This window comes from Corynebacterium sp. MSK195 (genome assembly GCF_030228885.1).
Classification (GTDB): Bacteria; Actinomycetota; Actinomycetes; order Mycobacteriales; family Mycobacteriaceae; genus Corynebacterium.
Map to the genome: position 1 here is coordinate 52,194 of NZ_JASPGT010000010.1, position 12,830 is coordinate 65,023.

Sequence of the window (12,830 nt, forward strand, 5' to 3'; positions counted from 1 at the left end):
AACGCAACCTTTTAAAGAGTGTGGCACTGTGCTGCATAAAATTAATAGGTGATTTGCCTCACTTGTAGATGTGAGTTACGGCATACTTTGGTTAATCGCTCTTCATCCCGGAGGTGCGACAGACTTAGGAGAGACCAGATGGCAAACTTCCTCGATGCCCTCAATACCGTAATTTGGTCCCCCGTCTTGGTGTTTTTATGCCTCGGCGCGGGTATCTATTTCACCGTGGTGACACGCGGCCTGCAGGTGCGCTGTTTACCGGACATGCTCAAGCAGATCGTTAACGGAGAAAAGTCCGCGGATGGCGTGTCTTCCTTCCAATCCTTGATGGTCTCGCTCTCTGGCCGCGTGGGTGTGGGCAATATCGCCGGCGTGGCCACGGCTATCGCCTTCGGTGGGCCTGGTGCCGTGTTCTGGATGTGGGCAGTGGCGCTTTTGGGCTCGTCCACCTCGTTCATCGAATGTACGTTGGCTCAGATTTACAAGGAAAAGGATCAGGACACCGGTGAGTACCGCGGTGGGCCCGCCTATTACATCGAAAAGGCCTACAAGCACACTAAGGCCGCGCCGTTCATGGTGGTCTACGGCATCGTATTTGCCGTCGCCATGATCCTGGCGACGAGTTACTTCCTGCCGGCCATCCAAGCTAATGCGGTGGCCGCTGCGGCCGATACCGCCTGGGGTATCAACTCCACCTGGGCGGCCGTCGTCCTCGCGGGCATCCTGGCCATCATCATTATTGGTGGCGTCAAGCGTATCGCGAACTTCGCCACCATTGTCGTGCCCTTTATGGCGCTCATTTATATCGTGATTTCCGTGGTGGTTATGTGCGTGAACTTCTCGCAGATTCCGGAGGTCTTCGGGCTCATCTTCAAGTCTGCATTCAATATGGAAGCCGGATTCTCCGGCATGCTGGGTGCGGCCATTATGTGGGGTGTGAAGCGCGGCATCTACTCCAATGAGGCTGGCCAGGGTACCGGCCCGCAGTCCGCGGCGGCTGCCGAAGTCTCCCACCCTGCGAAGCAGGGTTTTGTGCAGTCCTTCGCGGTGTACGTTGATACGCTTTTTGTCTGCTCGGCCACCGCGTTCATGATTATTTCTACGGATATGTACACCGTCTTCCGCGGCAGCTCCGAGGACGGCGAAGTGGTCTACAACGGCTCGCTTCCTGATGGCGTCGAGGTCGGCCCCGGCTACGTGCAGTCCGGCCTCGATAGTGTTTTTGCCGGCTGGGGCCCAACCTTCATTGCTGTCTCCATTGCCTTCTTCGCCTTTACTACGGTCCTGGCGTACTACTACATGTCCGAAGTCAACCTGACCTACTTCAACCGTTGGGTTCGCTCGCGCACGGCCCGCCGTGGCCTGATCTGGGTTCTGCGCGCACTGATTATTGTTTCTGTCATCGTTGGCGCCACCACCACTCCGGGTGCGGCGTGGGCGCTGGGCGATATCGGCGTCGGCACGACGGCATGGCTCAATATCATCGCTATTCTTTTTCTGCAGGTCCCCGCCATCAAGGCACTCAAGGACTACGAAAAGCAGAAGAAAGCCGGCAAGGATCCGCAGTTCGACCCAGAAGCTTTGGGCATTAAGAATGCGGACTTCTGGGTAGAGCGCAAACGAGCACGTGGCGAGGGCGGCGTGCTCAAAGACAAAGACAAGGACTTAGAAGGCGCCGGGGCCTAGCCCATCTTGGCGTAGAAGCTGCCTACCAGCGGTGCAATCACCGGGGTGGGCAGCACCTGGCTGAGGGTATTCATCGCTTTAGACAGAGGGCCGGGCACCACGCGGCGCTGATTTCGGCGCATGGCCTCGATGGTTTCTTGGGAGCACGACTCGTAGGTGGTCCACAAAAAGTCCGGCACCACCTTGTCTACGATCGACTGGTCTTCCTCTGCGATGGTGGCCTCGCGCACTGGGCCGGGGGCAAGCAGGGTGCACGAGACGCCGGAGCCCTTCAGCTCATAGTGCAGGGCCTCCGTAAATGCATTGACGCCCGCCTTGGTGAAAACGTAGGTGGCGTTATTAGGAATGGGAATATTGCCCGCGGCAGAGCCGACATTACAGATGGCGCCGCTGCGGCGAGGCAGCATCTGCTCCAAGGCGGCTCGCGTGAGGTGGTGGACGGCAGTTCCATTGAGCTCGAACTGCGTCGTCTCGTATGACCAGTCCTGGTCCATGAAGGGGCCGAAGCTGGCGATGCCGGCGGAGTTGACCAGGATCGACACCTCGCGGGTGGCGATGGTCTCGGTCACGCGGGCGACGTCGTCGGCTACCGCTAGGTCCGCCGGCAGGGCAATGGCCTCGATATTATGGCGCTGCTCGAGCCCGGCGGCGATGGACTCCAGGACCTCGCGGCGGCGGGCCACAAGGATGACGTTATATCCCAGTGCTGCGAAATCCTGCGCCATGGCCTTGCCAATTCCTTGGCTGGCACCCGTAACGAGGGCATAAGACGTGCGGGAAGGGGCGGGAAGTGACATGGTTAAGCCTTTCCGGAGTGGGGGCATGGTCAGTCCTAGCGTAAACAAAAAGCCTTGAAGCGGCGAGAAACTCGACGCCTCAAGGCTTTCGCACGGTGCCCCCAGCAGTGTCTGAGTTCATGACATATTTGACAGTCTGTGGCTGAGGGAATCGTCGTGATGCTTGACAGGTCAGCCGCGACATATTTGACGCTTAGGGCTACCTTACCGTGTTGGGTGATGCTTGACTGGTGAGTCGGGACATGTTTGACACTATGAACAGTCCTAACCGCAATACGGCCGTCGTCAAAGCTGTACGCCGTGAAGGTGGCAATCCAGTGGCGTCGAAATAAAGTGCGGCCATTCAGGGATGAAGGCACCTTCTAGAGCCCTAGAGGGAAATGGCTCCGCCCGTCACGCATAGGTGTTCTTTACGGCGTCTTAGTACTGCTGCTTGGAACAATGCGCCCTGGCACTGCCCGCCTGATCGAAGAAACCGGCACCCCAGAACAAAAAGCAACTGGAATGCCGGTTTGTCAACGATGTCGCGACTCATCTGTCAAACATGTCGCGACTCATGACACACGGTGCCCCCAGCAGGATTCGAACCCGCGACACATGGGGTAGAAACCCACTGCTCTAATCCACTGAGCTATGGGGGCTTACAACGCACTCATAGTAGCCCACGAGGGCGGGGAAACCTAAGCCAGGGTGTGCTGCGGCGTGCGCAGGATGTCCACCAAGTCTTGGGTAGCTGCGGTCAGCTCGCGATCCGTGCGGTAGGCCACGATAGCGTAGTAGCGCGGCAGATCATCAGCAATGGGGCGGGTGATAATGCCGTGTGGCTGCACAGTAGGTGCGCAATTGGGCACGATGCTGACGCCGAGGCCACTGGAGACCATGGGAATCGCGCTATTGAGGCTGGCGACCTCCTGGGTCTGTTCCGGCTTGAGACCCGGGCGGCTATTCCATAGGTCGTGATAGAACTCGGCCAGTTCAGGAACTTCGCGGCTGCGCGGTGGGACAAGCCAAGTTTCCTTTTTCAGCTCGGCGAGGGAGACGGGGGATTCCAACTCGGCGAGGCGCTGGGGAAGGGCGACGGAGTAGTCGAACGTGGCCACTTGGTGGACGGTGAGTTCGGGGGAGTAGCGGCGAATGAAGGCCTTCGGATCGGACGTCGGCAAGAGTGCTAGGTCCACCTGGCCATCCAGTAGGTGTTTGATAGCGGTGGCTGGCTCGGCGTCATCCAGCGAGACATTGGCGGTGGGGTAAATCCGCTTGAGCTCAGCGAGGGCGGCAGGGGTAAATTCCCAGTTCAAAATAGCGCCGGAGGCTAGCGACACGGTGCTGGCTTTATCGCCGGTGATTTCGCTGATATGGCGCTGGGTTTCGCTCAGTAGTGCATCAACCTTAACGGCCGTTTCGTAGACATAATCGCCAGCCTCAGTGGTGGAGACGCCAGAGCGCCCGCGCGAGAGCAGCTGCGCGTTCAGTTCCTTTTCTAGCTTCCGGATGGAAAGGCTCAGGGATGGCTGGGTCATATCGAGGGATTCAGCAGCGTGCGTGAATGAGCCATGGTCTACAACGGCGCGAAAATAAAGAAGTTGACGGGTGTCCATAAGCTCTATGATGACACATGTAAAGACAAAACGTGTGTTATGTGCGAAACTAGGTCGCGCTATACAATACGCACTATGGCAAATGAGCAGGTTAACAGTGTGAACGCGGCGGGTAGGAAGCCCCGCCCTTCCTGGGGAATTTATATCGCAGCGATGCTTATTGCCGGCCTAGTTGCCGGTTTTATTTCCCTGTTCCTTTTAGCCGATTCCCTAGCTGCCTTGGGCATTCCGGATCCCGGCCGCATAACCACCTTTGGCCTGCCACTTTTTCGTGGCATGGCGTGGGTTCTCATGGCTTTATCCGTGGGCTCTTTCTTGGCCTCGTCCTTCCTCATCGCTCCGCGTGGAAACAACGCTGCGCTTATCGATGCCCCCTTGTTCGTCGACGGCCACATCGCCGCGCGCACCGGTACGTGGGCTTCCTTTGGTATGGCGGCCGTGGGGCTCGTGGAAATTCCGCTCATTATGTCCGACCTCACCGGCGCGTCCTTTTCCCAGGTATTCGAGCCTTCTATCATTAAAATGGCGCTGACGGAAATTTCCACCACCATTGTGTGGGCAATCTCCGTGGTCATCGCCCTAGTAGTGGGCATTCTCGGTCTCGTGGGCCGCGGCTGGTCCATGCAGCCGGTCCTGCTTTTCTTGTCCATAATGCAGGTCGTACCAATTGGCATGGAAGGCCACTCCGCGGCGGGCGGCGACCATGATTACGGCACCAATTCGCTCCTGTGGCATTTGGTCTTTGTCATGCTTTGGGTAGGCGGTCTTATGGCGCTAATCGCCCATGGTCGGCGCCTAGGTCCCAACCTCGCTTTTGCGGTGAAGCGCTACTCCGGCATCGCCTTTATGGCCATTGTGGTGCTTGCTGTTTCGGGCTTGATTAACACGCTCATCCGCATGAATATCTCCGATCTGGTGGATTCTGCGTACGGAATCATTCTGATTACCAAGTTTGTGCTGACGATTTTGCTGGGCATTTTCGGCCTCGCTCACCGCGAACTCACCATCCCGCAGCTGGGGAAGAATCCGCGCCTTTTCCTTCGCATTGCCATCGTGGAAGTAGCGGTCATGGCCGCCACTATTGGCGTAGCCATCACGCTGGGACGCACTGTGCCGCCAGCGCCGCGCGATCCCAACCTCAACTCGATGCAGATTTTGATGGGCTATGAGCTGTTTGAAAAGCCTACGGTGCTCAACGTGTGGACCATGTTCCGCTTTGACATCATGTTCGGCACCATTGGACTGCTTTTGGCTGCGGCCTATGGCTACTGCGTCTACCGCGTGCACAAGCGCGGCCTGACATGGAGCAAGGGGCGCACCGCATGGTTTATGTGCGGTGCGCTTGGCCTGACTCTTGTAATGTCTACCGGCCTAGGTCTTTACATGCCCGCGATGTATTCCATGCACATGTTGGTGCACATGATTTTGTCGATGGCGGTCCCGCTCCTGCTCGTCCTGGGTGCGCCACTGACCCTGCTCATGGAGGCCTTTGAGGCAGGACCGAAGGGGAAGCCCAGCCTGCACGACTATGCACTGGCGGCCACCCAGTCTAAGATCGTCGCTTTTATTACGAATCCGTTCGTCAACCTCGTGCAGTACCTATTTTTCCTCTACGTGCTGTATTTGTTCCCCGGCCTATATCAATTCGCTATTTCCGAGCACGCCGGCCACCTCATTATGAACTTCGCGTTCATCATCTCCGGCTGCTTCTATTTCTGGGAAATCATCGGGCCGGATCCGCTGCCCAAGCGCCACTCCACCCCGTTCCGATTGGCCGTGTTGTTCCTTTCCATGCCATTCCACCTCTTCGCCGGCGTGTACCTGATGCAGCTGCAGAGTGTGTTGGGTGCAGACTTCTACCAGTATTTGGAGCTGCCCTGGGATCAGGATCTGCTCCAAGACCAACGCGTGGGCGGCGGCATCGCGTGGGGTTTTGGTCAGTTCCCACTGGTTATCGTCTTTGGCAAGCTCTTCCTGGATTGGCTCAGCGATGATCGTGCTACCGCCCGCCGCCACGATATGCAGGCGGATGCGGACGATGATGCCGAACTGGAACGCTATAACGCGATGCTGCAGGATATGGGCCACGGTGATGAATCGAGCTTCCGCGGGCGCTAGCCTGTGGATAACCGGCCCAAAATCGCCCCCAAACCCGAGTTTTGCTGACGGGTACAACAAGTTATTCACAGGGTAGTGGTCGCCGGCATGGTGTGGCTTGCGCGCCGGTATCAGGATGTGGAAGCGAGCGAGGAAAACCGAACTCGCCTATCCAACTATCCAGCAAAGGATTTTCTAGCACCATGTCCCAATACCCAATTACCTTGACCGGTCGCCTTACTCGCGATCCCATCCTGACCAAGACTTCAACTGGGGCCTATAAGGCCAAACTGCGCGTAGCTTCCTCACGCCGAATTCCGGACCGTCAGGTCGATGCCGGCGCCAATGATCCGGAAGGACACAACTCCAAGGCCCCGCAGTGGCGCGACGTAGACCACCTCTACATCGATGTCGAAATGTGGAATCAATTCGCCATCAATGTGCGCAAATCCCTGGCTAAAGGCATGCCGCTGGTCATCGTGGGCTCCTTAGTGACAGAACAATGGCGCGATGACCAGGGCACCGATCACTTCCGCACATTCATTAAGGCGCAGTATGTGGGCCTGGATCTGAACCGCCACGTTATCGGTACGAAGCGGCTCGCTCCGCAGTACAACCAGGAAAATATTGCGGTCCCAGAACTGGGGGACAATGCCATCGAACCGGACGTGGACCACAGCCTGCCGCCGCAGCAGGCGGGGCAGGGAGATACCGCTGCCGATACCGCAGCGGACCGCTATCTAGCCGAACGATCCGCACCTGGACGCGGTGGGGAAGAAGATACTTTCGACGCCGAAGTGGAAGAGGAGGCTGCCGAGGCAGAATCCGCCCCAGTAAACGCATAAGCGTTTCCTCCCCGGCTTGATCGCCTCGGGTGTACCTGACCCGAGGCACTTGGGCGGTGGTTCTGATGTAGTGTTTGTGTAGATAAATACGTCTCCCAAATTTTTGCAAAGGGGTAAAAGTGGGCGAATTCATCTACACGATGAAAAACGTGCGCAAGGCAATTGGCGATAAAGTCATCCTTGACGATGTAACAATGGCGTTCTACCCAGGTGCCAAGATTGGTGTGGTCGGCCCTAACGGTGCCGGTAAGTCCTCCATTCTGAAGATTATGGCCGGCCTGGACCAGCCTTCCAATGGCGAGGCTTTCCTGGATCCGGGTGCCACCGTGGGCATCCTGCAGCAGGAGCCGCCGCTCAATGACGAGAAGACCGTGCGCGGCAATGTCGAAGAGGGCTTGGGCGATATCTTTGAAAAGAAGCAGCGCTTCGAGCAGATCGCCGAGGAAATGGCCACCAACTACAGCGACGAGCTCATGGAAGAGATGGGCAAGCTGCAAGAAGAGCTGGACGCCGCCGATGCTTGGGAGGTTGACTCCAAGATCGAGCAGGCAATGGAAGCTTTGCGTTGCCCGCCTTCCGACGCCCCAGTGACCAACCTTTCTGGTGGCGAGCGCCGTCGTGTAGCGCTGGCTAAGCTCCTGCTCACCGAGCCGGACCTGCTGCTGCTCGACGAGCCTACGAACCACCTGGACGCCGAGTCCGTGCAGTGGCTGGAGAAGCACTTGGCCGATTACCCGGGTGCAGTCTTGGCCGTGACCCACGACCGCTACTTCCTCGACCACGTCGCGGGCTGGATCTGTGAGGTTGACCGCGGCAAGCTCTATCCATACGAGGGCAACTACTCCACCTACCTGGATAAGAAGCAGGAGCGCTTGGAGGTTGCCGGCAAGAAGGACGCGAAGCTGCGCAAGCGCTTGAAGGACGAGTTGGAGTGGGTTCGCTCCGGTGCAAAGGCCCGCCAGGCCAAGAACAAGGCTCGTCTGGAGCGCTACGAGGAGATGGCAGCCGAGGCCGAGAAATACAAGAAGCTCGACTTCGAAGAAATTCAGATTCCTACCCCGCCGCGCTTGGGTAATAAGGTTGTAGAGGTCAAGGACCTGCAGAAGGGCTTTGATGGCCGCGTTCTGATTAAGGACCTTTCCTTCACCCTGCCGCGCAACGGCATCGTGGGCGTTATCGGCCCGAACGGTGTGGGTAAGACCACCCTGTTTAAGACCATCGTTGGCCTGGAGCAGCCAGATGCCGGTTCCGTCGAGGTCGGAGATACCGTCAAGCTGTCCTACGTAGACCAGAACCGCGAGAATATCGACCCCGAGGCAACCGTTTGGGAGGTTGTCTCCGGCGGCCTAGATTACATTCACGTGGGTCAAAACGAGATGCCTTCGCGTGCTTACCTGTCCGCGTTCGGCTTCAAAGGCCCAGATCAGCAGAAGCCATCCAAGGTGCTTTCCGGTGGTGAGCGCAACCGCCTGAACTTGGCGCTGACCCTGAAGGAGGGCGGCAACCTGATCCTCCTTGACGAGCCGACCAACGACTTGGACGTGGAAACCCTCGGCTCGCTGGAAAACGCGCTGGAGAAGTTCCCGGGCTGCGCCGTGGTCATTTCTCACGACCGCTGGTTCCTGGACCGCACCTGTACCCACATCTTGGCCTGGGAGGGCAATGTGGAAGAAGGTCAGTGGTTCTGGTTCGAGGGCAACTTCGGCGATTACGAGAAGAATAAGGTCGATCGCCTCGGTGAAGAGGCGGCCCGTCCTTCTCGCGTGACCCACCGTAAGCTGACCCGCTAAGAAGTTGACGCCTTAACTGAGGAGAATGATGGCAACCCCAAGCGTGCACACGTACCGTATTCAAACCCGCTGGTCGGACTTTGATATGTACGGCCACATGATGAACGCTAACTATATCGAGCTCGCCCAGGAAGCGCGCCTGGCCTTTGCGAAGGAACACATCTATTCCAAGGGCCTCGACTTCATTGCGTTCGTGCGCCACCTGGATGTGGACTTCCTGCGTCCGATAGAGTTTAAGGACACCACTACGGTGGAGGTGGATACCGCAGTTTCCCAGATTGGTACCACCTCGTTTACCACCACTCAGCAGGTGAAGAACGCCCAGGGCGAGGTTGCGGCAACCGTGGATTGCGTGCAGGTAGTCATTGACCGTCAGCAGCAGACCCCGCGTCCATTGACGGATCAGGAAAAGGATATTCTGCACAATACCGCCGCCAACTAGCAGCGGAGCAGAGCACAGATTAGAAAGGCAGGGCCCGAAGGCATGGTCACCGAGACTCTAGAAATTGTAAGCGGTGGACCTGGCCTTCGGGCCCTTGTCACGCGCGCGGCTGGCTTGGACGCGGGCGCTTCGGTGCGGCTGCGCCAGCTGACTGACGACGTCGTCGATGTCTTCGTCACCACCCCCTTCGAGGTGGTTGCCTCCCGCCGCGTCCAAGGCGTCGCTTCCCGCGATGGAGCTGTGGTTTCTGCTGCCACGCTCGCCGATCAGCTCAAAGAGCATGAATCTAGCGGCATGTTAGATTTGGGTCCTGCCCGCGATCCATCGTGGCCGGGAGCATTGCCGCCGGCGACTGGCTACAGTGTGGTCGATACCTTGCCAGTTACCGTTGTTCGTGAACTTTCCGATAAAGGTCAGCAACTGACCCGGCAATTTTCTGGCCCCATGGGCCCGCCGTCCAGCTTGTTGAATCAGACCGTTGTCACGGTGGAAGGCGATGGCGCCACGGTGGAAATTCCCATGCGCATGATCTTTGCCTGCACCAACCTGGGGCTTATTCCTGGATTTTCCGCCCCGATGGATGTGCCGCGGCACCTGCGGGTGGCCCAGCTGGGTCGTTGGGTGCGACTCGACGCCCCCTTTGGCAGCATTTACCGTTCTACCCGCTTGTCCTTGTTCTAGCCTTCGCCGCCAGGGCACATACCCCTGGTGTTCAACAAACTCGGCGTGCCGGCGCCCCATAATGGGCGACATTGCCCGAAAAGTAGTCTGTCTTAGGGGGAGGGGGAGCCTGGGGTGGTGGCGCCCGAATCCTTGTGAACAGCGTGTTTAACCGGGGCGTTGGGGTAATGCTACCCCCGCAGTGTGAATTAGTTAGCAGAGCGCCGCGCGCAAACGTGTCCTGCGTTACTCTTACATGGTCGATGTAATTTCCTGCACCCACAAGGAGACTATGTAATGCGTATTGCTGTGCCAAAAGAAATCATGAATAACGAGAATCGCGTGGCTCTTACCCCGAGCGGCGCGCAGACCCTCGTTCAGGATGGTCACGAGGTCCTCATTGAGACCGGTGCCGGTGAAGGCGCTTCTTTCCCGGACTCCGAGTACGAGGCCGCGGGTGCCAGCATCGTTGGCACTGCGGAAGATACCTGGGCACAGGCAGAGCTGCTGTTGAAGGTGAAGGAGCCGCTCGAGGCTGAGTACCAGTACCTGCGCCCAGACCTCACCGTCTTCACCTACCTGCACCTTGCGGCGGACCGTCCGCTGACTGAGGCACTTGTCGACGCCAATACCACCGCCATCGCCTATGAGACGGTCACCGACCGACACGGCACCCTGCCGCTTCTCACCCCGATGTCCCAGGTGGCTGGCCGCCTTGCTGCCATCGAAGGCACCCATCACCTGCTGTCCACCCAGGGTGGCCGTGGCCTGCTGGTCTCCGGTGTTCCGGGCACCCAGCCGGCACGCGTCGTAGTTATCGGCGGTGGCCAGGTTGGCGCGTCCGCTGTAGCTATGGCCCACGGTCTGCGCGCCGAGGTGACGGTGTTGGACCTCGATCCGCACGTTCTCCAGCGCTTCGATGATCAGTACGCTGGTGGCGTGCGCACCCTGATTTCCGATCCGGCCACGATCGATAAGGAACTGCAGGAAGCCGACCTCGTCATCGGTGCCGTACTTATTCCGGGTGCCGCCGCGCCTAAGCTGGTGCGTGAGGAGACCGTAAAGAAGATGAAGAAGGGCGCGGTGCTCGTCGACGTGGCTATCGACCAGGGCGGTTGCTTCGAAAACTCCAAGAAGACCTCCCACGATGACCCCACCTTCAAGGTGCATGACACCCTGTTCTATTGCGTGGCGAATATGCCGGGTGCGGTGGCCAATACCTCCACCCGCGCGTTGTCTTCTGCGACCCTGCCGTATATCCGCGCGGTAGCCAATGACAGCCTGGATGCCGCTATCAAGCGTTTCCCAGGTCTGGAAGGCGGCGTCATGACCCGCGGTGGCCGTCTGGTTTCCGAGCCAGTGCGTAAGGCCTTTGACTGGGAAGACTAATCTCCCCCCTGCATAGTCTGCGCTAGATACACCACAAGCCCGGCTCCCCGCTAGACACGGGGCCCGGGCTTGAGTTATCTGCGCTGAAGGGGTGGCGTGGTTACGGGGCCTTGTTGATCATCATGGCGGCCACGCGCTGCATGTGATCCCACATCATCTCGCGGTAGGCGGGTGGGATGGTTTCCTCGTCTATGTCCGCGAGGGAGTTGCCCATAAGCTCAAGCCATCGATCATGGGCGGTGATATCGATGGGGTAGGGGGCGTGGCGCATGCGCAGGCGCGGGTGCCCACGGTTTTCAGAAAATAGCTGCGGGCCGCCCCAGTATTGCGCCAAGAACCAGGTAAGGCGCTGTTCTGCGCCTTCCCAGTCGTTATCGGGGTACATCGGGCCAATGACATCGTCCTCTTTGACCTGGGAATAAAAGCCGTGGACGAGGCGCTCAAAGGTCTCCATGCCACCGATGGCCTCATAAACAGAATCCATTTACTCTTCTTCCTTGCGGGGATCGGTAATGCCGATGCCGTGTGGGTAGGGCGTGGTAATACCTTTAGTGTGCATGACATTGAGCACGCGCGATTGTAGGAAACGCTGAACGTCCCACTGCTTGCCTGGCAAGGTCTTGGTCGAGACGCGGAAGGAAACATAATCCGGCTCAAAGCCAGACATGCCGTCCACACGGGGCGTGCTGAGGATGAGCTTGCGCACCTTATCGTCCTGTGCGGCTTCTTTCACTGCGTCCTCAATGACTTCGCCAGCAACCTCTGGGTCATTAGAAAGGCCTACCGGAATCTGGATGCGGGCAACGGAGTACTCATCGGAGTGGTTGGCCACCTGGAGAATTTCACCGTTGCGCACGTACCACAGGGCACCATCGATATCGCGGACCGTGGTGATGCGCAGGGAGATGGACTCGACATCGCCAAAGACGCCATTGCCCAAATCAACCACGTCACCAATGCCGTACTGGTCCTCAATGAGCATGAAGATGCCAGAAAGGAAGTCCTTCACCAGCGCCTGTGCGCCAAAGCCGAGGGCGACACCGATGACACCGGCGGAGGCGATAAGCGGTGCTACGTTGACCTCTAACTCATCCAGGATGGCAATAACGGCCCACACCCAGACGAAGATGGCGGCGGCGGAACGGGCTACGCCGGCAAGTGTCTTGATGCGGGAGGCGCGCCGGGTCTCGCGGGTTTGGCGCATGGCCTCTTCTTGTTGGCTGAGCTCGGGACGATTGGCACGACTCTTGAACTTCCCGCGCAGGCGCTGCTTATCTAGTCCGGAAGACTTGATGCTATTTTCGGCCACTTTGTTGATGACTCTGCGGAGGAGCCAGTGGGCGATAATGGCCAGAATAAGGATGATGGCGATGCGAATGGGGCGCTCAATAAGCCAGCTTTGCACCTTCTCGTCATTCCAAAAATTGGACACGGACTCGATGGCCGAGTCCGTGGTGGAAGCGGCGGAGGCTAAAAATTGCGTATTCATCATTCTTTCTTAGTCGAGGACAATATGAACGGCGCCC

Annotated in this window: 11 protein-coding genes and 1 tRNA gene; 7 read left to right on the forward strand and 5 right to left on the reverse strand. The window is 58.4% G+C overall.

Annotation, left to right across the window (positions count from 1 at the left end; translation table 11 throughout):
* Positions 1–138 precede the first annotated feature (138 nt).
* Positions 139–1,686, forward strand: coding sequence for an alanine/glycine:cation symporter family protein (locus QP909_RS09725; RefSeq protein ID WP_284767088.1), 1,548 nt, complete (start codon positions 139–141; stop codon positions 1,684–1,686).
* Here the strand turns inward: QP909_RS09725 and cmrA are convergent.
* The 3 genes from cmrA to QP909_RS09740 form a co-directional block, all read right to left on the reverse strand.
* Positions 1,683–2,483, reverse strand: a complete 801-nt coding sequence (gene cmrA, locus QP909_RS09730) for a mycolate reductase (RefSeq protein ID WP_284767089.1) — start codon at positions 2,481–2,483, stop codon at positions 1,683–1,685. The two genes, QP909_RS09725 and cmrA, sit on opposite strands and share 4 nt — an antisense overlap.
* 567 nt (positions 2,484–3,050) lie before the next feature.
* Positions 3,051–3,124 (reverse strand) — tRNA-Arg (locus QP909_RS09735).
* 39 nt (positions 3,125–3,163) lie between these two features.
* Positions 3,164–4,081: a LysR family transcriptional regulator gene (locus QP909_RS09740; RefSeq protein WP_284767090.1), complete on the reverse strand. Its 918-nt coding sequence runs from the start codon at positions 4,079–4,081 to the stop codon at positions 3,164–3,166.
* 75 nt (positions 4,082–4,156) lie between these two features.
* Here QP909_RS09740 and QP909_RS09745 point away from each other — a divergent pair, with 75 nt between their 5' ends.
* From QP909_RS09745 to ald, 6 genes are all read left to right on the forward strand, one after another.
* Positions 4,157–6,199 carry a bifunctional copper resistance protein CopD/cytochrome c oxidase assembly protein gene (locus QP909_RS09745; RefSeq protein WP_284767091.1) on the forward strand — a complete coding sequence of 681 codons (2,043 nt, stop codon included), beginning with the start codon at positions 4,157–4,159 and terminating at the stop codon, positions 6,197–6,199.
* A gap of 182 nt (positions 6,200–6,381) precedes the next feature.
* The gene (locus QP909_RS09750; RefSeq protein ID WP_284767092.1) at positions 6,382–7,023 is read left to right on the forward strand and encodes a single-stranded DNA-binding protein; all 642 of its coding nucleotides are present in this window, start codon (positions 6,382–6,384) and stop codon (positions 7,021–7,023) included.
* A gap of 119 nt (positions 7,024–7,142) precedes the next feature.
* A complete protein-coding gene (ettA, locus tag QP909_RS09755) occupies positions 7,143–8,813 on the forward strand; it encodes an energy-dependent translational throttle protein EttA (protein WP_250412441.1) in 1,671 nt (556 codons plus the stop codon).
* Positions 8,814–8,838: 25 nt separating this feature from the next.
* Positions 8,839–9,255 (forward strand): acyl-CoA thioesterase, encoded by a 417-nt coding sequence (locus QP909_RS09760; RefSeq protein WP_284767093.1) that lies wholly within the window; start codon positions 8,839–8,841, stop codon positions 9,253–9,255.
* Positions 9,256–9,297: 42 nt separating this feature from the next.
* Positions 9,298–9,936, forward strand: a complete 639-nt coding sequence (locus tag QP909_RS09765; RefSeq protein ID WP_284767094.1) for a DUF8185 domain-containing protein — start codon at positions 9,298–9,300, stop codon at positions 9,934–9,936.
* A gap of 276 nt (positions 9,937–10,212) precedes the next feature.
* Positions 10,213–11,304: an alanine dehydrogenase gene (gene ald / locus QP909_RS09770; RefSeq protein WP_005324009.1), complete on the forward strand. Its 1,092-nt coding sequence runs from the start codon at positions 10,213–10,215 to the stop codon at positions 11,302–11,304.
* A 100-nt stretch (positions 11,305–11,404) separates the two neighbouring features.
* Here the strand turns inward: ald and QP909_RS09775 are convergent, their stop codons facing one another.
* Together QP909_RS09775 and QP909_RS09780 are read right to left on the reverse strand one after the other, a co-directional pair.
* Positions 11,405–11,788, reverse strand: coding sequence for a globin (locus QP909_RS09775; protein ID WP_150851439.1), 384 nt, complete (start codon positions 11,786–11,788; stop codon positions 11,405–11,407).
* Positions 11,789–12,796, reverse strand: a complete 1,008-nt coding sequence (locus QP909_RS09780; protein WP_284767095.1) for a mechanosensitive ion channel family protein — start codon at positions 12,794–12,796, stop codon at positions 11,789–11,791.
* Positions 12,797–12,830 lie beyond the last annotated feature (34 nt).